This is a genomic window from Vibrio gelatinilyticus, assembly GCF_022836845.1.
GTDB classification, from domain to species: Bacteria; Pseudomonadota; Gammaproteobacteria; order Enterobacterales; family Vibrionaceae; genus Vibrio; species Vibrio gelatinilyticus.
Map to the genome: position 1 here is coordinate 42,325 of NZ_JAJNNZ010000007.1, position 18,596 is coordinate 60,920.

The 18,596-nt window shown below is 44.3% G+C and carries 16 protein-coding genes and 2 tRNA genes; 7 read left to right on the forward strand and 11 right to left on the reverse strand.

Annotated elements, in window-relative coordinates:
• Nucleotides 1-36: 36 nt before the first annotated feature.
• Nucleotides 37-2,736, reverse strand: coding sequence for a bifunctional acetaldehyde-CoA/alcohol dehydrogenase (gene adhE, locus LNL84_RS10420; RefSeq protein ID WP_244357183.1), 2,700 nt, complete (start codon nt 2,734-2,736; stop codon nt 37-39).
• Between the two features lie 666 nt (nt 2,737-3,402).
• Between adhE and LNL84_RS10425 the strand changes: the two genes are divergently transcribed.
• Nucleotides 3,403-4,041 (forward strand): YchE family NAAT transporter, encoded by a 639-nt coding sequence (locus LNL84_RS10425; protein ID WP_244357184.1) that lies wholly within the window; start codon nt 3,403-3,405, stop codon nt 4,039-4,041.
• Between the two features lie 87 nt (nt 4,042-4,128).
• On the forward strand, nt 4,129-4,974 hold the full coding sequence (locus tag LNL84_RS10430; RefSeq protein WP_244357185.1) for an ion transporter: 846 nt from the start codon (nt 4,129-4,131) through the stop codon (nt 4,972-4,974).
• Between the two features lie 45 nt (nt 4,975-5,019).
• On the opposite strand, the gene asd is transcribed toward LNL84_RS10430, so the two are convergent.
• The 4 genes from asd to yejK form a co-directional block, all read right to left on the reverse strand.
• The gene (gene asd, locus LNL84_RS10435) at nt 5,020-6,132 is read right to left on the reverse strand and encodes an aspartate-semialdehyde dehydrogenase (protein WP_244357186.1); all 1,113 of its coding nucleotides are present in this window, start codon (nt 6,130-6,132) and stop codon (nt 5,020-5,022) included.
• 206 nt (nt 6,133-6,338) lie between these two features.
• Nucleotides 6,339-7,529: a chemotaxis protein gene (locus LNL84_RS10440; RefSeq protein ID WP_244357187.1), complete on the reverse strand. Its 1,191-nt coding sequence runs from the start codon at nt 7,527-7,529 to the stop codon at nt 6,339-6,341.
• Nucleotides 7,530-7,672: 143 nt separating this feature from the next.
• Complete coding sequence (locus LNL84_RS10445) at nt 7,673-8,902, reverse strand: Hpt domain-containing protein (RefSeq protein ID WP_244357188.1); 1,230 nt, start codon at nt 8,900-8,902, stop codon at nt 7,673-7,675.
• A gap of 75 nt (nt 8,903-8,977) precedes the next feature.
• A complete protein-coding gene (gene yejK, locus LNL84_RS10450; RefSeq protein WP_244357338.1) occupies nt 8,978-9,979 on the reverse strand; it encodes a nucleoid-associated protein YejK in 1,002 nt (333 codons plus the stop codon).
• A gap of 84 nt (nt 9,980-10,063) precedes the next feature.
• Between yejK and LNL84_RS10455 the strand changes: the two genes are divergently transcribed.
• Together LNL84_RS10455 and LNL84_RS10460 are read left to right on the forward strand one after the other, a co-directional pair.
• Complete coding sequence (locus tag LNL84_RS10455) at nt 10,064-10,279, forward strand: YejL family protein (RefSeq protein WP_244357189.1); 216 nt, start codon at nt 10,064-10,066, stop codon at nt 10,277-10,279.
• 35 nt (nt 10,280-10,314) lie between these two features.
• The gene (locus LNL84_RS10460) at nt 10,315-12,129 is read left to right on the forward strand and encodes a DUF3413 domain-containing protein (RefSeq protein WP_244357190.1); all 1,815 of its coding nucleotides are present in this window, start codon (nt 10,315-10,317) and stop codon (nt 12,127-12,129) included.
• Nucleotides 12,130-12,267: 138 nt separating this feature from the next.
• On the opposite strand, the gene LNL84_RS10465 is transcribed toward LNL84_RS10460, so the two are convergent.
• Entirely contained in the window at nt 12,268-12,414 is a 147-nt protein-coding gene (locus LNL84_RS10465; RefSeq protein WP_244357191.1) for a hypothetical protein, read from the reverse strand.
• Nucleotides 12,415-12,808: 394 nt separating this feature from the next.
• Between LNL84_RS10465 and LNL84_RS10470 the strand changes: the two genes are divergently transcribed.
• Together LNL84_RS10470 and LNL84_RS10475 are read left to right on the forward strand one after the other, a co-directional pair.
• Nucleotides 12,809-12,885 (forward strand) — tRNA-Pro (locus tag LNL84_RS10470).
• Between the two features lie 161 nt (nt 12,886-13,046).
• Nucleotides 13,047-13,137 (forward strand) — tRNA-Ser (locus LNL84_RS10475).
• Nucleotides 13,138-13,526: 389 nt separating this feature from the next.
• Here the strand turns inward: LNL84_RS10475 and LNL84_RS10480 are convergent.
• Genes LNL84_RS10480 through LNL84_RS10490 form a run of 3 tightly spaced genes read right to left on the reverse strand, consistent with a single transcriptional unit; the run spans nt 13,527 to nt 15,204 of the window.
• Complete coding sequence (locus LNL84_RS10480) at nt 13,527-13,718, reverse strand: DUF2986 domain-containing protein (RefSeq protein ID WP_244357192.1); 192 nt, start codon at nt 13,716-13,718, stop codon at nt 13,527-13,529.
• A gap of 56 nt (nt 13,719-13,774) precedes the next feature.
• Entirely contained in the window at nt 13,775-14,263 is a 489-nt protein-coding gene (locus tag LNL84_RS10485; RefSeq protein ID WP_244357193.1) for an NUDIX domain-containing protein, read from the reverse strand.
• Nucleotides 14,260-15,204 carry a histone deacetylase family protein gene (locus LNL84_RS10490; protein ID WP_244357194.1) on the reverse strand — a complete coding sequence of 315 codons (945 nt, stop codon included), beginning with the start codon at nt 15,202-15,204 and terminating at the stop codon, nt 14,260-14,262. Before LNL84_RS10490 ends, LNL84_RS10485 begins: the two co-directional genes overlap by 4 nt.
• Nucleotides 15,205-15,258: 54 nt before the next feature.
• On the opposite strand from LNL84_RS10490, the gene LNL84_RS10495 reads away from it, so the two are divergent.
• Nucleotides 15,259-15,945: an SDR family oxidoreductase gene (locus tag LNL84_RS10495; RefSeq protein WP_244357195.1), complete on the forward strand. Its 687-nt coding sequence runs from the start codon at nt 15,259-15,261 to the stop codon at nt 15,943-15,945.
• A 22-nt stretch (nt 15,946-15,967) separates the two neighbouring features.
• On the opposite strand, the gene LNL84_RS10500 is transcribed toward LNL84_RS10495, so the two are convergent.
• Together LNL84_RS10500 and LNL84_RS10505 are read right to left on the reverse strand one after the other, a co-directional pair.
• Entirely contained in the window at nt 15,968-17,911 is a 1,944-nt protein-coding gene (locus LNL84_RS10500) for a DNA topoisomerase III (RefSeq protein ID WP_244357196.1), read from the reverse strand.
• Between the two features lie 84 nt (nt 17,912-17,995).
• Nucleotides 17,996-18,547: an NAD(P)H nitroreductase gene (locus LNL84_RS10505; protein WP_244357197.1), complete on the reverse strand. Its 552-nt coding sequence runs from the start codon at nt 18,545-18,547 to the stop codon at nt 17,996-17,998.
• Nucleotides 18,548-18,596: the final 49 nt, after the last annotated feature.

The window sequence follows — 18,596 nt, forward strand, 5'->3', positions numbered from 1 at the left end:
TCCCGATAGGTTTTCGTGCTAGCGAAAATCTACAACTTAAGCGTTAGCTTTTTCTTTCTTTGCTTTAGGTGCTTTAGCTGGCTGTTGGTCTGCTTTCTTCTTGATAACCGTTGTACCTTCGAAAGTTTCACCTTCAACGTATGGCTGACCGTGGAAAGAAGTTAGTAGTACTTCTTTAAGCTCAGTGATTAATGGGTAACGTGGGTTCGCACCAGTACATTGGTCATCGAACGCTTCTACCGCTAGCTCATCAAGCTTAGCCACAAAGTCTGCCTCGTTAACGCCAGCTTCTTTGATTGACTTAGGAATGTCTAGGTCAGTCTTCAGCTCGTCCAACCATGTTAGTAGACGTTCAATTTTCTGAGCAGTGCGGTCACCAGCTTGGCTTAGGCCTAGGTGGTCAGCAACTTCAGCGTAACGACGACGTGCTTGCGGACGGTCGTATTGAGAGAACGCAGTTTGCTTAGTTGGGTTGTCGTTCGCGTTGTAACGAACAACGTTAGAGATTAGTAGTGCGTTCGCCAGACCGTGTGGTAGGTGGAACTCAGCACCAATCTTGTGAGCCATTGAGTGACAAACACCTAGGAATGCGTTCGCAAATGCTACACCAGCGATAGTTGCTGCGTTGTGTACTTTTTCACGAGCGATTGGGTCGTTTGCACCATTCGCGTAGCTAGACGGTAGGTACTCTTTTAGCATCTTAAGAGCTTGTAGAGCTTGGCCATCTGAGTATTCGTTCGCTAGAACAGATACGTAAGCTTCTAGAGCGTGAGTTACTGCATCGTAACCACCAAATGCTGTTAGAGACTTCGGCATGTTCATTACTAGGTTTGCATCAACGATAGCCATGTTTGGCGTGATTTCGTAGTCAGCTAGTGGGTACTTAGCACCTGTTTTGTCGTCGGTAACAACGGCAAATGGAGTAACTTCTGAACCCGTACCTGAAGTTGTAGTAATACATACAAGCTCAGCTTTTTTACCCATTTTAGGGAACTTGTAGATACGTTTACGGATGTCCATAAAGCGCATTGCAAGCTCTTCGAAGTGAGTTTCTGGGTGCTCGTACATAACCCACATGATCTTCGCTGCATCCATTGGTGAACCACCACCTAGAGCTAGGATTACGTCAGGTTGGAAGCTCTTCATTGCTTCTGCGCCTTTCTCAACAACAGAAAGTGTTGGATCCGCTTCTACGTCGAAGAAAGTTTGAACTTCGATGCCTTGCTCTTTCAGTAGTTTAACTACTTCATCAGCATAGCCATTGTTGAATAGGAAACGGTCTGTTACTAGGAATGCGCGTTTCTTACCTTCAAGGTCGCTCATAGCAATTGGAAGGCTGCCACGACGGAAGTAGATAGACTTAGGTAGTTTGTGCCACAACATGTTTTCAGCTCGCTTAGCTACAGTTTTCTTGTTGATTAGGTGCTTAGGACCTACGTTCTCAGAGATAGAGTTACCACCCCAAGAACCACAACCAAGAGTTAGAGAAGGCGCAACGTTAAAGTTGTAAAGGTCACCGATACCACCGTGAGTAGTTGGGATGTTTACAAGAATACGTGCAGTCTTCATCTTGTCACCGAAGTAACGAATGCGGTCTGCGTTTACATCTTGGTTAGTGTATAGACCAGATGTGTGACCGATACCGCCGATTTCAACCATAGTTACTGCTTGAGCAACAGCATCTTCAAAGTTGTCAGCACGGAACAGACCTAGAGTTGGTGATAGTTTCTCATGAGCGAACTCATCGTCGATAGAAACTTTACCCAGGCCTTCACCTACAAGAACTTTAGTGTCCGCAGGAACTTTAACACCTGCCATTTCAGCGATTGCTGGTGCTGGTTGACCTACGATTTTCGCGTTTAGGTTACCGTCGATTAGAAGAACTTTACGAACTTTGTCAGCTTCAGCTTTGTTTAGAACGTATGCTTTGTGAGAAGCGAAACGCTCTTTAACTTCGTCGTATACAGAGTCAACAACGATTGCAGCCTGCTCAGAAGCACATACTACGCCGTTATCAAAAGTCTTAGACATAAGGATAGAAGCTACTGCACGTTTGATGTCAGCTGTTTCATCGATAACTACAGGAACGTTACCTGCGCCTACACCGATTGCTGGCTTACCAGAAGAGTATGCCGCTTTAACCATGCCTGGACCACCAGTTGCAAGGATAAGAGCGATGCCGTCGTGCTTCATTAGAGCATTTGAAAGTTCAACAGATGGCTGGTCAATCCAACCAATGATGTCTTTTGGTGCACCTGCTGCTACTGCTGCGTCTAGAACTAGCTTAGCTGCGTCGTTAGTAGAGTTCTTCGCACGTGGGTGTGGCGAGAAGATGATGCCGTTACGAGTCTTAAGTGAGATTAGAGACTTAAAGATCGCCGTTGAAGTTGGGTTAGTTGTTGGAACGATACCGCAGATAATACCTACAGGTTCTGCGATAGTCATAGTACCTAGGTTGTCGTCTTCTTCAAGAATACCACAGGTTTTTTCGTCTTTGTATTTGTTGTAGATAAACTCTGAAGCGAAGTGGTTTTTGATAACTTTATCTTCAACAATACCCATGCCAGATTCTGCTACCGCTTGTTGCGCTAGAGGAATACGAGCTTGGTTAGCTGCCAATGATGCTGCACGGAAAATTGCGTCTACTTTCTCCTGTGAGAATGTCGCAAATTCCTCTTGAGCCGCTTTAACGCGAGCTACTAGAGCATCTAACTCTGCTAAGTTAGTTACAGGCATAATGAATCTCCTAAAAAAAAAATATTAAAAACTTTTTAGTAAACAGGCCATCACATCGAATGCAAAACCCTTGAAAACCAAGTCTGCTTAGTAAATCGCTTTCATGACTGAGTATAATATTTCAGTTAATGAAAAAAATTGACGTAGATCAGTTCTGAAAAACTAATTACCCAATAAGTAGTACACAATCACCGCAATACCAGCTAAGCCCATGATTATTAGAGATAAAAACAACAAAAGCAAGTGGCAAAAAAAATAAGAAATCGAATGATATTTTTTTGTAACTTACACAATTGTGTAAAAAAGTTTCAATTTTGTACATAAATTTTATGTGTGACAGAATATCTGTGCCACTGGCAGTATAATCCCGATAACAACAAAACACACTACCATTGTGAAAACTTATCAATCAACACAAAAGCGTAACATATTGCGAGCATTGTTAACGCGCTTTCCTTACGTACTCTTCACAGCGCCACCTTCTTCCATACACACGAATTATGAGTCGATTTCAGCTTAATTCAGGCTATTAGTTTTTTTATCTTTACGTCTCCATCTGCTTTAGTTTTTTTCATTCGTATTCTAGCTAGCAATCGCTTACATTAGGCGCGATTCACCTTTGGTGAAGATCCTTTACCTTTAGGCTTTACAGTATTGAGCATTGCTATGAACAGCATCGAATTCGCGATTTATCTTCAGTTCTTCCTCGGCCTTGTTGCCGCGGTGAACCCGATCGGCATTATGCCTATCTTCGTCTCCCTCACCGGGCATATGCCCCTTGAAGATAAGAACAAGACTGCAGCAACAGCAAATATTGCAGTCGCAACTATTCTAATTACCTCATTACTAGGGGGACAGATATTGCTAGATATGTTCAGTATCTCGCTAGATTCCTTTAGAGTGGCAGGCGGGCTGCTGCTACTCACCATCGCATTTACCATGATGTCGGGTAAACTTGGTGAAGACAAACAGAACAAACAAGAGAAGTCGGAATACATTAGTAAAGAGCAGATTGGTGTGGTTCCTTTAGCTATGCCCTTAATGGCAGGACCTGGCGCGATTAGTTCTACAATCGTTTACGGTGCCAGGCACCCTAGCCTGATTGAAACCACTGGCATTATCATCAGCATCGTTCTTTTCTGTTTTTGTTCCTGGTTACTCTATCGCTCTGCACCAATCATTGTTCGCTTCCTTGGGCAAACGGGGATCAACGTCATCACTCGTATTATGGGTTTGATACTGGGAGCGTTGGGGATTGAGTTTATGGCCAACGGATTAAGAGCTCTTTTCCCTGGACTTGCTTAACAAAACAGTGATTGATTTAAAAACCTAGGCCGTATGCCTAGGTTTTTTTATATACTTAAGGCATTCAATCGACTTCTACTTAGCCTTATGACCAAGCAAACTCTTAGACATGACCTATACGTCGTTATATTTGGCACTTATACTCGAGCCGGGCGAGCGTTTGATATTGCCCTTATTGTCGCTATCTTACTCTCTTTAACTGTGCTAATCGTTCACTCAATTCCAAGCGTTTCAGAACAATGGGGAAGGCAACTCGATATTCTTGAATATATCTTTACTGGCATTTTCACTATCGAGTATATGATAAGGCTCTATTGTTCCCCCAAACCCAAAGCCTACGCAAAAAGCTTTTATGGCGTCGTTGATTTGCTCTCTATCTTGCCAACCTATTTAGCCTTAATCTTCCCCTCTGCCTCTTTCATGGGGGTTATTCGTTTGCTGAGGGTTATGCGGATTTTCAGAGTTCTTAAACTGGTTCGTTACCTACAAGACTCCAACATCCTACTGCGTTCTCTTTTAATGTCGCGCCGAAAAATTCTGGTCTTTTTTAGTACTGTTGCCGTTCTTGTCACTATTTTTGGTGCTTTGATCTTTGTTATTGAAGGGCCTGAGAACGGGTTTACGAGCATACCGCAAAGTATATATTGGGCCATCGTCACCATCACTACTGTAGGCTATGGTGACTTAGTACCAAGCACACCACTTGGCAAAGGCATTGCTTCAATAACTATGTTGCTGGGTTATTCAATATTGGCTGTACCTACCGGTATTATCACGGCAGAGCTTAGCCAGGAGATGAATACTCACCGAAATCTGGTGAAATGCCCAAACTGTTCTAGGTCTGGACATGAAACAGAAGCGCTTTTTTGTAAGCATTGTGGCAGTGAACTTGCAGAGCCCGACAAACGAGTGGTCTCCACAACATCACCATAAAAAAAAGGGTTCTCTAAAGAGAACCCTTTTTCAAAGCGGTTTAAATTACTTTTCAGCTAAGATAATACGCAGTGTTCTACGTAGTGGCTCTGCTGCGCCCCAAAGCAGTTGGTCACCCACTGTAAATGCGTTGAGGAAGTCATTGCCCATTGCCATTTTACGAAGACGACCAACAGGAATAGACATGGTGCCTGTTACTTTGGCAGGAGTCAGTTCTTGGGCGGTAATATCACGCTCATTCGGGATCACTTTAACCCAGTCGTTATGAGTGGCGATAATTTCTTCGATCTCGTCCATAGGGACATCTTGCTTAAGCTTGATCGTTAATGCCTGAGCATGGCATCGCATTGCGCCAATACGAACACAAGTTCCATCAATAGCAATAGGGTTACCGTCTGTGCCGAGGATCTTGTTCGCTTCTACGCCAGCCTTCCACTCTTCTTTGCTTTGACCATTATCACGTTTCACATCAATCCAAGGGATCAGAGATCCGGCTAATGGCACGCCAAACTGGTCCGTTGGGAAAGAGCTAGAGCGAAGGGTTTCTGATACTTTTTTGTCGATGTCTAGAATCGAGCTTGCCGGGTTTGCCAATTCAGAATGCACTGAATCATTCACTGTCCCCATTTGAGAGATCAGCTCGCGCATATTCTTAGCACCTGCTCCTGACGCAGCTTGGTAAGTCATGGCACTCATCCATTCAACCATGCCTTTCTCGTACAGTCCGCCCAAACCCAATAGCATTAGGCTAACGGTACAGTTACCGCCGACAAAGGTATTTGTTCCTTTGTGCAAGCCTTGCTGAATTTGAGCCATGTTGACAGGATCCAGAGCAATGATGGAATCTTTGTCCATACGAAGTGTAGAAGCTGCATCAATCCAGTAACCCTTCCAGCCAGCTTGGCGAAGTGCTGGGTATACTTTTTCGGTATAACTGCCACCTTGGCAAGTAATTACCGCGTCTAGTTGCTTCAAGCTGTCGATATCATAGGCATCTTGTAAAAGCCCGCCATCTTTACCTAGATTTGGAGCCGGGATACCAACTTGGGAAGTGCTGTAAAATACTGGTTCAATAAGGTCGAAATCTTTTTCTTCCACCATACGTTGCATCAGCACTGAACCCACCATACCGCGCCAACCGACTAAACCTACTCTCATTGAATTACTCTCCGTGTTAATTAATCTTTGCTTTACCCATCTATAAAATTTTCCAACGAAGAACACAAGAGTAAATTCACAAAACCGATGATTTTTTTAACAAGACCTACCACTCATAAACCAGCGCTTAGCACAGAAACCAAAAAACTCTCTGCCTAAACCGAGAGTTCAAGTCATCACCCAATATTGGGTTTAACGCTTTGACACTAGGTTGGTTTTTTTATCGCAGATTTCTTGCCTAATATATAGCCAAGACCTAGAGGAGCGAAGAAGACGAGCAATAAGAAGAGAATAAAATAAACGATGGTGCTTTTGATTAGCGCTATGAGTTTTTCTACCGCCAACGCTAATACGTCTTGAGAAATTTTATCAAGGTCCTGTGCAAACAACGCTCTTTCATTCGATACGATGACAGCGATCTCTTTTCGTTCTCGTTCCACCAATTTAATCAGCTGTTGTCGTTCCCGCATCACCATCTCGTCAATGGCTTTTCTTTCCTCAGTGAGTTGATCAAGTTTATTTTGTGTTTTGGCGTCGATTTCATCGAGCAGTGGCTGCAACTCTACTGCCATTCTCCTTGCTAAATCTTGCATATACTGGGGGTTATTGTTGACGAAATCTCGGAAAGCAGCGGAGCTCAATTGAAAGCTATTAATGGCACCAGAGATATCTTCACTATTGATATTACTGTTAAGTGCGATTAACTCCGCTTTCCAGCTCAAAAGTTTTGGAGTCTGTTCAGATAAAAGCGCCAACCGATCGGACACATCCGAAAGAGCTTCAGGCATGGTACCCATAGTCGAGGCGACTTCACTTTCATCTATATTATTCGCTTTAAGCCATCCTCGATAGGCAGGGGTTCGCGAAAAAGCGATGCTTTTTTGCGGGTGGGATTGAGAGAATTGCTCAACAAACGTTTTACTCGCTTGATACGAATCCTCATTAAGTAGGACATTGGCTAACTCATCGATACTAGCAGCTAGCTGGGTCGAGGCCGTCTGAGCACTCGCATCAACAAACAGTCCAACACCTTTTCCCGTTTCGAAGAAATCTCGCATTTGAAGTGTAAATACCCAGGAATCAATCAGAGATGCAAAGGGGGAAACCTGAAACGCTGAACTTTGTAAGCCTTCTTCGGCGTTAATTTTCCAAAGCAGCAAGCGAGACTGGTTGACAACATCTTTCTCGGGATACTGTTTCGACAGCAGATCAGCGGCACTTTCTACCTGAGTGAAGAACTCTTGGCTGTATTCCCGCGTCATCAAGCGCATATTTAGCTCTTGCTGAGTGAGAGGTGTGGTTTGCGAATCAATACTGACCTCCAATAATGAGCACCCAAACAGCAAAGTCATCATCAGGCATAATAGAGTGCTGCGATACAAGCATAGCAACTTCATAACCCCTCCCTCTTTCAATCACACTCTGACTTTGTGGCCGTGCTCCGCTTGATTTTTATCGGAAGTCACCCTATCAAAATAGCCTGTTATCATTGTGTGTTAGTTATTAAATTTGAGCAAGTTGAGCAAGTTGAGCAGCCTCATTAATGACATAACTCCGAGTAACGCTGGATTTGGTGATGGGCTGAAGTTAACGCCTCCTGTAAGGCAGAAGACAAGTCAGAAAGTTGCTGCGGTGAAACAGCACCAGATTCTTTTAAAGCAAACTCGGCACTGCTTGCCGTCAATCTCAATTTGTCAGCATGCAAACTGCCCGCCACCCCTTTTAGAGTATGCGCAATTCTTATAGCCTCTTGGCTATTTTTTCCCAAGAAGGTTTTAAGTTTGTCGATATCATGTTCATGCTCTTGAGTAAAAACTCTCAGTATCAGCAGCATCGCATCAGGATCCTTGTCTAGGGTCTCCAACATCTTGTTGTAATCAATCGCTGACTCGTTAACCGATAAAGGTAAAGAAGGCGGCGTATTGACCTTCACTGTGTCATTACTCGTTTGTATTGATGTTGCCTCATTCTGTTGCGGCTTTTTTATCTTAGGCGGTTTTATCCCAGCCTGCTTGCCAATGAGAAGAGATGAAAGCAATAGGATACAGATAGTGCTGATGAGGACTATAGAATACAGATGAATCAAAGTGGCCTTTTTCGCTGTATCACGACTAAGCGCAAGCTCATTGTATATAGGGTGCCTGATAAGTCGATCGACCAAAAAGTCAATTTGCGCATAGTTGGAAAGCAGTGTGGATGCTTGCCAGGTCGCTTTTTGCAGTTCAACTCGATCCGATTCTGGGTGATCTTTTGCGGCTAAAAGTATCCCTTCTAAGCTTTGATATACACCCCGACCAGCTAACTCATCATTAAACAATGCTCTTAAGACAACTGATGCTAACTCACTGTATAGTGACGACAATTTAGGCGTTGCTACGCTTTTCTGTCGCTCAATATAATAAGCAAAGTTTGAAATTTGTAACTCAAGCTCAATAAGATCGTGTGACTGATCAACAAAACGATTGAGAGAATAAACAAGTTGAGCACGACTATCGTCGATTAATGGCGAATCATCGGCAATGAGTAAGGTTTGAGATTGAACAAGCTGCAAATCTAACTCGAGTTGTTGAACCAGATTGGCTCGATGCGGTTCGGACAAGAACAATGTTTGCCTGAAGTTTTCAATGCTATGGCGAACCTCGTCTATTTGCCGAGTCACCCTACTTTGTTTGTGGTCTAAAAACAAAACTCCTGCGACTACCAGCAACCAAATCACTGATATCAGTAGCACAGAGATATACTTGTATCGGCCTGCTCGAATTAAACGCATACCTTTCCTTAACACTGTTTTATTACCATTCCATTGGCAATTAAAGAGTCATCACCACTCGATGACTCTCGCGTTCTATTTGTCTCTTGTTAGCTGCTCTCGTAAATTTGGCGGAGTTCCTTTAATCGTAAGAGTGTCAGTTTCTGGATCGTAAAAAATTCTTTCGCCTAATAGCAGGCTATCAAAACTCACATTGAGCCCACCACCAGCGCCAACATACTTGGTCAGTTTACGTACGGTTGAACGATCCACAGGAAAGCTCTCCTCAAGTTCGTAACCTTGCTCTTGGGTGTAATCAAGAAAGCTAGTACCACCTTGGCTTTGCGGCAACTCACCAGAAAGCTCTTTAACTTGGAGCTCATCACCTGATTTTAGCTGCTCATTGCAGTAATCATAAACCTGCTTCTTATAGGTGACCGCTTCTTCTTTATCTAATTGTGCATTACTGCAAAAATCTTGTACCGCTTGCATTAACACTTGGTTCTGCTGCTTGGTGTCTAATCCCACTTCAGCTTGTAAAAAGTCCAAAAAGAAATCCGCCACTTTACGACCGACACGACCTTTGATGTACGCTAGATAGCGGTTGGAGTCTTTGTCTGTTTGATAGCTTGTTAAATCGATGCGAGCAGCGATGTCCATCTTGGCGATATCGAGGTAATCAATTGCACCGATATTCAGCCCTTCCGTGACTTGCAAACTGTTGTAAGATGGTAGAAGACCGAGAAACAGATAGTCCGTTGCCAATGACTGATATTGAGCGATCACTAACGTGCCCGCATCGGCAAAGGGGTATTTCGCCAGTTCTGTTCTCAATCGCTCGGCACTTTGCTGGGAAAAAGCGTAAAAGTCTTTATCTCCCTGATTGAGATCTGCTAGCCACGTTTGAAAATCACTTTCATCTTTGAAAGAGCCAAAGCCTTTACCCGCTTTGGCATTGAAAACACGATGGAGCTCAGCAACTAAGCTTTCTGTTGAGCTATCATTTTCAAGAGTTTCAGGGCGGAAATTAACAATCAGCTCTTCCTGATCGTTTATACTCAGTTGGTGTAAAATAACGTTAGACAGGTTCAAACTCATAGTGAATAAATTGTCGTTGATGTTTCGTTTGTGATGCATTGTAGGGTATCATAAGCCGCTTTCATTATCATTATTAGAGTCGTTATGCCAATTACATCCAAATACAGTGACAATCAAGTTGAAGAAATTCTTTCTGAAGTGGCAGCAGTGTTAGAAAAACACGGTGCTACTCCAGAGCTTTCTCTCATGATTGCAGGAAATATCGCAACCAATGTCTTAAATCAAGACGTTGCGGCTTCACAACGCCACGCAATTGCGGAAAAATTCTCTCAGGCACTGTTGTCTTCGATCGACGCATAGTCGCAACATAATTAAGCACGGAATTTTATCGGCAAATGGTAGATAACGGAAATACATACGGTGAACGAGTCTCTCGCCTAGTGGGCTGGGGACACTGGTTTGCATTTTTTAATACTATTGCGGCCATGCTTATTGGTACCCGATATATTGCTCAGTCGCCTTGGCCTGAGACACTGTTGGGTCAGTTCTACCTATTAATTTCTTGGATAGGGCACTTTGGCTTTCTTGTTTTTGCCTTGTATCTGTTGATACTATTTCCACTGACTTTCGTGATCCCTTCGCGAAAGCTGTTCCGAATTGTTGCGGTCTGTTTTGCTACGTTTGGGTTGACGATCTTACTGATTGATACTCAAGCGTATCAAAGTATTAACCTGCACTTATCACCGGTCGTCTGGGATCTTCTTTTTAGCACTGAAGACAATACCGTTAGTGCCGATTTGCAACACCTTTTTATCGTGCTTCCACCAATATTCCTTATTCAGCTGGCTTTGTCAGAGTGGGTATGGCGCAAGCAACGTAAGTTGTCACATAAACATATCGGCCGACCAATCGCCGCGTTGTTCTTTGTTTGCTTTGTCACTAGCCACCTCATATTTATGTGGGCCGATGCGTATTTCTATAACCCAGTGACCGCACAGAAAGCAAATTTTCCTTTGTCGTACCCAATGACGGCAAAATCGTTTATGGAAAAACACGGTTTATTGGATCGTGAAGAATACATAACCAAATTAAAAGAAAATAAAGGCTCTGTAGACTTAGTCCGTTACCCAATTGAGAAGATAGAGTTTAATCGCCGTTCCGAGAACTATAATGTTCTACTGATTAGCATCAATAACTTACGTAGTGATGCTCTACAACAAGAATACATGCCAAACGCTTATCAATTTTCCTTGGCGAACCAGAACTTTACCAATCACTATAGTTCAAGCAATGATGCATATGGTGCGTTCGGTCTGTTCTATGGGTTGCCAAGCAGTTACGCGAGTAGCATAAAAGCGCAAGGGACAGCGCCGCTGTTTTTGACGACCCTTGAAGACCAAGGCTACTCATTCAATATGGTAAGTGGCGATAACTTCAGTGACGATTTGTATCGAGAAACGATTTTAAGGGCCTTCCTGGCAAATGGAGAATTTAGCGAAATTTCCACAACGAGTACCGAGGCAAAGCTCAGCACTGTAGAACGTTGGAAGTCATCGTTGTTAGAGAATACATCTTCACCGTGGTTTAGCTTTATTGAACTCACCACTGTTGATGACTTTAGCCGGTACAAGCCAAGTACGCCAAATTTAAGTCCTGAAGAACGCTTTGTAGAAGCTTATGCCAATGCTGCAGCGGCAGCTGATGAAGAGTTTGGCAAGATTATCAGCTCGCTTGAAGAAAACGAACTGCTTGATAAAACCATTGTAATTTTAACGTCTAATCACGGAACTGAATTCAATGAGACCAAAACCCGAAGCTGGGGCTCGAATAGCAACTACAGCCAGTATCAGCTGCGTGTTCCTATGGTTATTCACTGGCCTGGTAAACTCGCCGCTAACTACGACCATATGACGAGCCATCTCGATCTTTCGGTTACCTTGATGCAAGATCTCAGTGGTGTATCGACCAATGCCAAACATTACAGCAGTGGCCGTAATCTGTTTTCGGAGTCTAAGCGTCGATGGGTACTAGCAGGAGACACTAGAGAGGTCGCATTGATTACAGACAAAGACACTACAGTAGTCGACAAGTTTGGCAATTACAGCCTTTATGACAACGATTATCAAAGCCTTGATAATAAGAACCCTAAACTGCCAGTGCTAATGCAAGGTTTTACTGAACTGCAACGTTTTTACTCAAAAAGCCGCTAAACGATAGCAAGTTAACGCATATGAGAACGCCCTTACGATTCACGTTGCAAGGGCGTTGTTGTCTCTGAGCCTTTCGATACTGAGCCTTTCGATACTGCGTCTTTATCAAATGATATGCCTTAGCGCTGCCAAGCACTTCTAACGCATGCTGCACTTCTCGGCATATTGTAATTTGCCATTATTCCATTTTGTCACTTCACAAGTAATTGCACTGCGAGAAATGCCCTTTGCATCTTGCTTAGCCACGGGGGCAAATAACAGTGGAAGAGTCATTAATAACGCCATTGGACTGCCCCTACGCTCTGGCTCTTGTTCTTTGAATCTATAAAAGCATCCACAATCGTTTGGCTTTGCAAGTGATTCACTCCTTTTAGCTGAATAAGGTAATGACGGCTAAACTGTAAACGCTATCCTCTCACTTGGGCAGGGTGTCATAAAATTAGCATTCATTTGCTTTTTAGATATTTTGCGTCAAATGGCATCCAGTTCCCCCATACGCGCGCTGGTTTTCCCAACCATCTTGTTGTGGAGATGTCGACCAGCAACCAAGCGCTCAATCTATAACCAGTTGACTTCGTTATTATTCTTCACCGTCGATGTTATTACTATTAGGAGGTTGACTTGATAAACACGAATCGTTATTTTATTGGCAATCCAACAGCACAACGTTGGCAGTGTTCGGACTGTAGCGCAGCTTGGTAGCGCACCGTCATGGGGTGTCGGGGGTCGGAGGTTCAAATCCTCTCAGTCCGACCATTTTTCCGCTCAAACGTTTATTTTTGCGGACTGGTTAGACATATTAGTCTAACTTTTAAACACCCCAACCTCTTTTTTCAATCAAGTGCTCATTTACTAATCACTTGATTAAAATAGGGGTTTACAAGAAAGGCAATGCACATTATTATGCGCACCAACACGGAGAGATGGCTGAGTGGTCGAAAGCACCGGTCTTGAAAACCGGCAACCGTTAATAGCGGTTCTAGGGTTCAAATCCCTATCTCTCCGCCACATTCAGAAAGGCCGCTAAGAAATTAGCGGCCTTTTTTCGTTTTACTGTCTCGTCCTGAATTGTGTTTACACTTCGATGCTTGCCGCACAGCAAAGATACTTCTCGGACACCTCCCCTTTAGTCACCGCTTGACGTGGTGTCGCTGGACTTCTTTGAACTTAAAAGCGCACTTAAACCACTGCCCGTGTCATTCGTACTAATAAAAGTAAGAGCCTGGCGAGTATAGCGGAGGTCGTATTCACAACGAACCCAATTAAGATGCGACGGCGGATGGTCGGCTTGGAAGTTTGGATATGACGCCCATGACTTCCAGGGCGCGACAGGATGAATAGCAATTGAAATGGTTGTTGCCCAGTCAAAGTGACTGAGCAATCTTATTGGCGGCGTTTTACTGTGCTTCTAGAGCAGCGCTCTCGCCCGACTCAGCAACAACGACTTCTTGTTGCTGCTCTGCCTCCATTTTAGCGCGCTCAGCTTTTGATATATAACGCGGTTTATTCTTGCCTGCGCCATTCTTTTTAGCATTCGCTTTTTTCATTCGAGCTTTGTGTATTTGATTGATTTTTTTCTTGCGATTCATAAGTTGGCACCCATCAAGTCTGCGTGAAGTGGTGCATCATACAGATGTCCAATCATTTAATCTAGAAGGTTGACGTCATCACTCTTTCCCTGAACGTAACTCCCCAGGTGCTTTGAGTACCGCTTCTGCTTAACAAGAGGAATGACTTCAGTGACAAGATCTTTGGGAAACACTTTCTTTTGCTCTAAATCGCCAAGAGAAACCCAGCGTACCTCTTTGATATAATTGGCATCATTAAGCCCTTTAAGGTTACTTAGTGAAATATCGCCGTGCCACTCGTTAACAAGATAAAACAATTCAAGGTGATAAACAGCCCTTGAGACTTCACGAAACTCCCTAACACAAAGTAGCTCGCCAACGCTCACCGATAGTCCCGTTTCTTCATGAAACTCCCGAGCAAGAGCGGATTTAGTCGTGGTATCTTGTTCTTCTAGTCCGCCACCTGGGAGAATCCAGTACTCACCGGAGAATTCATCTTCAACCTTTAACATGAGTATTTTGTTCTCATTAAGCGCGACACCTGCCGCGCGGATCCGATGTTTCATTTCTGCTCCTTTTTGCGACGACTCCAAACCTGATATGCCGAGTCGATAAGACACATATGTATAGGAACCAGTTGTTCGTGCTGGCTTCGATAACCGCCTCCGACGACACACGCGACGGGAATGTCCTGATTCATACAGGTGTCTAACAGCCACTGATCTCGCTCTAATATTCCACTCAAGGTTATGTTAAAGAAACCCAGCTCATCTTGTTCATGAATATCAACGCCAGCATCAAAGATGACCAGGTCTGGCTGATGTATGCGCAGCGCCAAGTCAACTACTTGTTTAAAGCTGATTAAAAACTCTTCATCTTCAGTGCCTTTTAACAATGGCACATCAAAATCAGAAGCAGGCTTTCTCGCGGGAAAGTTTTTATCACAATGCACGGACAGCGTGACTATGGCCGGCTCATTTTCAGTTAACGTCGCCGTGCCATCACCATGATGCACATCACTATCGACGATGAGTACTTTTTCCGCGCCTAGCTCGAGGGCGTGTTTTGCTGCAATCACCAGATCATTAAACACGCAGAAGCCACTACCATAATCATAGTGCGCATGATGATAGCCACCACTTAAGTGAATCGCGATCCCGCACTCCAGAGCCTGCTCTACCGCGAGGCAGGTCCCTCCTGTTGATGTCAATGTTCTTTGAGTCAGCGCCTCGCTCCAAGGAAAGCCTATACGCCTTAACTTGGCTGCTGGTAATGTCCCTTTCATTAGTGACTCCACATAAGCGGGACAATGCGTTTTGGCGATGATGTCACTGCTCACCGCCTTTGATTTAGGCTCAGTAAAAGGGTGACCTTCTAAATGGAAGTACTTTGATTTGATGGCCTGATACAAAAAGCGATATTTGTTGATGGGGTAGCGATGATCTTCAGGTAATGCTAATGATGAGTAGCTAGGATGATAAATCAAAGGGATCTTAGTTTGGTGCATCAGTGGGTCTGCTTTTCATTTATACTAAAGCCATCTTATCGCTAGGAAGCTTGTATGAAAACTGTATTTATTACTGGTGCTAACCGAGGAATTGGTCTGGCTCTGACTAAAACACTTCTTGCCGGGGGCTATAGAGTTCATGCCACCTATCGCAGTGCCAGTTCAGCTCAGGAACTGCTTGCACTAGAAACCAGTGAATCCCATCTCACGACCCATGTTCTCGATGTCGTTAACTACCCCGAGGCCGCTCAACTTGTTTCGACACTTCCTGAACTTGATATGGTGATTAATAATGCAGGTTACTATGGCCCTAAAGGCTATGGTTTTGGAAATACGGACGTTGAGGAATGGCGCAAAGTATTTGAAATCAATACGATGGCCCCTCTTAAACTTGTCGAACTGCTTTACCCAAAACTGATTAACTCATCGATAAAGAAGATCATTTGTTTGTCTTCTAAAGTAGGCAGTATGGCAGAGAACACCTCCGGCGGCGGCTATATCTATCGCTCATCGAAGGCGGCACTGAACTCTGTCGTGAAAAGTTTGAGTAATGATTTAAGCCAGGAAGGATTTACTGTGCTGGCACTGCACCCAGGATGGGTTCAAACCCAAATGGGTGGGCCAAATGCGCTGATATCCCCTGAGGATTCAGCAAAGGGGCTGGTTGACGTCATCATCAATGCTCAGAGTCAGCAATCTGGTCAGTTTATCAACTTTGATGGCAGTATCATTCCCTGGTAAAAACAGCAGCATGAAAGGCGCGTTATGCGCTTTTCTTGCCTCGCTTGCTAAATTTCCTTTTCTTGTACGCAGGCCTCTCAACCTTGGGCAAATTATTTAGCGACGTTGGTACTGGTGACTGTTTCACTTGCTGCATAATCATCGCCACCTTTTGTTGTAGCGTATCCATGAATGGCTCATAGGCCTGAGTTCTTTCAGCCATACCCTGCAGTTGAAATTCCCAGTGAGCAGTCATATCGGGATAAGTAGACTCATCAGGTAACGCATGTATCAAGCCCCTTCCCGCTGGAGTCGCTCTAACTTGTTTACCTTCTCTTTTCAGCAGTTGTCTTTTAAACAGCGTATCTAGGATACCAGCGCGTGTTGCTTCGGTGCCAATGCCGTCCGTCTCACGAAGAATTTTCTTCAATGATTTGTCTTCAACAAAACGTCCAATCCCCGTCATCGCTTGCAGCAGTGTTGCTTCACTAAAATGCTTTGGCGGCTCGGTCTTTTTGTCTTTAATTTCCCCTTCCCTGCAATGCAGCGTAGTGCCAACGTCTAAAGGGGGTACAACATCGTCTTGCTGATCATTGTTATTGTCTGTTGCCGCTTTCCCCCCCAGGAGTACACGCCAACCGGGTTTGAGCAGTTTCTTACCCTTGGCAATAAATAGCCCCCCTTGAATATCAAACTCAAGCAGTGCTTCAGCATAAACTGCTGCAGGATAAAACTGCATGACATATTGGCGCGCAATCAAACCATAGATTTTCTCTTCATTGGCTGACAATACAGAGCTGGATTGTTTTGGAGTAGGAATAATTGCATGGTGCGCATCGACTTTACTGTCATTCCACGCTTTTGAACGCAAGCTCATGTCAGCGTTTGACACTGCAGAGCTTAGTGACGATGCATTGTTTGATATAGCCGCCATAACTTGACTTGCCTGACCATAGTGATCATTGGGAAGGTGACGGCTGTCTGAGCGAGGATAAGTAATGAGCTTATGTTTTTCGTACAAAGACTGACACGTATCGAGCACCTGCTGGGCACTCATTGAAAATCGTTTTGCCGCATCAATCTGCAAAGAGGACAAAGAGTAAGGCAATGGTGCATTGCTCTTAGTTTGCTTATTTTCCGATTTTTTTACTGTTGCCGGTTGATTAGCAATGCGGGCAGCGACATTTTCAACTAGCTTGCGCTGAATAACGCGTCCTTCCTCATCTTGCCAGGGCTTACACGCCTCGCTTGGTTTCCACCTTGCGCGAATGTCAAACAGCTCGTTACCCTCTTGATAGGGAATCAGTGCGTGCAGTGTAAAGTAGTCCTGAGGCACGAAGTTTTCAATTTCTTCATCTCGGCGTACCACTAATCCCAATACAGGGGTTTGCACTCTGCCCACGGAAAGAACACCTTGATAGCCGGCCTTTTGCCCGAGCAAAGTATATGCTCTGGTCATGTTCATTCCATAGAGCCAATCAGCGCGAGAACGAGCCAAAGCTGAAACCGACAAGGGGATAAATTCATTGTTAGAGCGTAACTGCTTCAGTGCTTTTTTAACTGCTGGTAGGTTTAGGTCATTAATAAGAAGTCGCTGTGCTTGTGATTTTTTCTGTTTGCTCACTTTGCAATAGTCGAGTACCTCATCGACCAGAAGTTGCCCTTCGCGATCCGGATCGCCTGCGTGAACAATCTGAGTGGCACCCTTAAGTAGCTTTTTCACTACAGTGAGCTGTTTGCTGGCGCTTTTTCTTGGCCTCAATTGCCAGGTATCGGGAACAATCGGCAGATCCACTAAAGACCACTTCTTGTATCGCTCATGATAACTGTCTGGCTCGACCTGCTCTAGCAAATGTCCGATGCACCATGTCACTACATCACCACTGCCGCATTGAATAAATCCATCTCCCTTTTTCTGGGGCTTAGGTAAGGCTGCGGCGATGGCTCTGCCAAGGCTTGGTTTTTCTGCAATGTAGAGTGTCGTCATTAAGGGCTCAGTGGATCGAAAAAATAAAGGTAAGCTTAACCAAGCTTACCTTTATTAATCAAGAAAAACTGTACAAATAAACAGTTATAAAAACTCAACGAACTTAGAGAGCTCTCTTTCCGGTACTTTCATCGGTGTACAGCCCGGTGTTCCAACATACAGAAAACCAACGATTTGATCCTCACCGTGTACACCAAAAGCTTCTCGAACATTGTCGTCGAACATCCATTTACCCGAACGCCAAAATGCCTGGAAGCCCTGTGCAACCGCAGCCATTTGCATGGCTTGTACCGCACAACCAGCCGATAAGTGTTGCTCAAACGCTGGCACATGCTCGTGCTCTGTCACTTTAGCGACGATGGTAATCACCAAAGGCGCACGGAAAGGTGCCTTTTTCGCTTTTTCAACAACAGCTTCTTCACTGCCAGCTTTGCGAGCCGCATTAGTTAAGATATCTGCCAGTTTTTGTCGGCCTTGATCACCTTGTGACAAAACAAATCGCCACGGTGTTAACCCAGCATGATCAGGGGCTCTTAATCCAGCTTTAATGATATTTTCCAGCGCCTCACCTTCTGGCGCTGGATCTGATAATCGGGCAATTGAACGTCTATTGAGCAATAACTCGAGCGCATCCATTATTCTTTCCTTTTGTTTCTTATCGCTATATTGAGATAGTAACAAACCC

Coding starts and splice junctions, on each gene's coding strand:
- adhE (WP_244357183.1), bottom strand. CDS start 2,736: ATGCCTGTAACTAACTTAGCAGAGTTAGATGCTCTAGTAGCTCGCGTT.
- LNL84_RS10425 (WP_244357184.1), top strand. CDS start 3,403: ATGAACAGCATCGAATTCGCGATTTATCTTCAGTTCTTCCTCGGCCTT.
- LNL84_RS10430 (WP_244357185.1), top strand. CDS start 4,129: ATGACCAAGCAAACTCTTAGACATGACCTATACGTCGTTATATTTGGC.
- asd (WP_244357186.1), bottom strand. CDS start 6,132: ATGAGAGTAGGTTTAGTCGGTTGGCGCGGTATGGTGGGTTCAGTGCTG.
- LNL84_RS10440 (WP_244357187.1), bottom strand. CDS start 7,529: ATGAAGTTGCTATGCTTGTATCGCAGCACTCTATTATGCCTGATGATG.
- LNL84_RS10445 (WP_244357188.1), bottom strand. CDS start 8,902: ATGCGTTTAATTCGAGCAGGCCGATACAAGTATATCTCTGTGCTACTG.
- yejK (WP_244357338.1), bottom strand. CDS start 9,979: ATGAGTTTGAACCTGTCTAACGTTATTTTACACCAACTGAGTATAAAC.
- LNL84_RS10455 (WP_244357189.1), top strand. CDS start 10,064: ATGCCAATTACATCCAAATACAGTGACAATCAAGTTGAAGAAATTCTT.
- LNL84_RS10460 (WP_244357190.1), top strand. CDS start 10,315: ATGGTAGATAACGGAAATACATACGGTGAACGAGTCTCTCGCCTAGTG.
- LNL84_RS10465 (WP_244357191.1), bottom strand. CDS start 12,414: ATGGCGTTATTAATGACTCTTCCACTGTTATTTGCCCCCGTGGCTAAG.
- LNL84_RS10480 (WP_244357192.1), bottom strand. CDS start 13,718: ATGAATCGCAAGAAAAAAATCAATCAAATACACAAAGCTCGAATGAAA.
- LNL84_RS10485 (WP_244357193.1), bottom strand. CDS start 14,263: ATGAAACATCGGATCCGCGCGGCAGGTGTCGCGCTTAATGAGAACAAA.
- LNL84_RS10490 (WP_244357194.1), bottom strand. CDS start 15,204: ATGCACCAAACTAAGATCCCTTTGATTTATCATCCTAGCTACTCATCA.
- LNL84_RS10495 (WP_244357195.1), top strand. CDS start 15,259: ATGAAAACTGTATTTATTACTGGTGCTAACCGAGGAATTGGTCTGGCT.
- LNL84_RS10500 (WP_244357196.1), bottom strand. CDS start 17,911: ATGACGACACTCTACATTGCAGAAAAACCAAGCCTTGGCAGAGCCATC.
- LNL84_RS10505 (WP_244357197.1), bottom strand. CDS start 18,547: ATGGATGCGCTCGAGTTATTGCTCAATAGACGTTCAATTGCCCGATTA.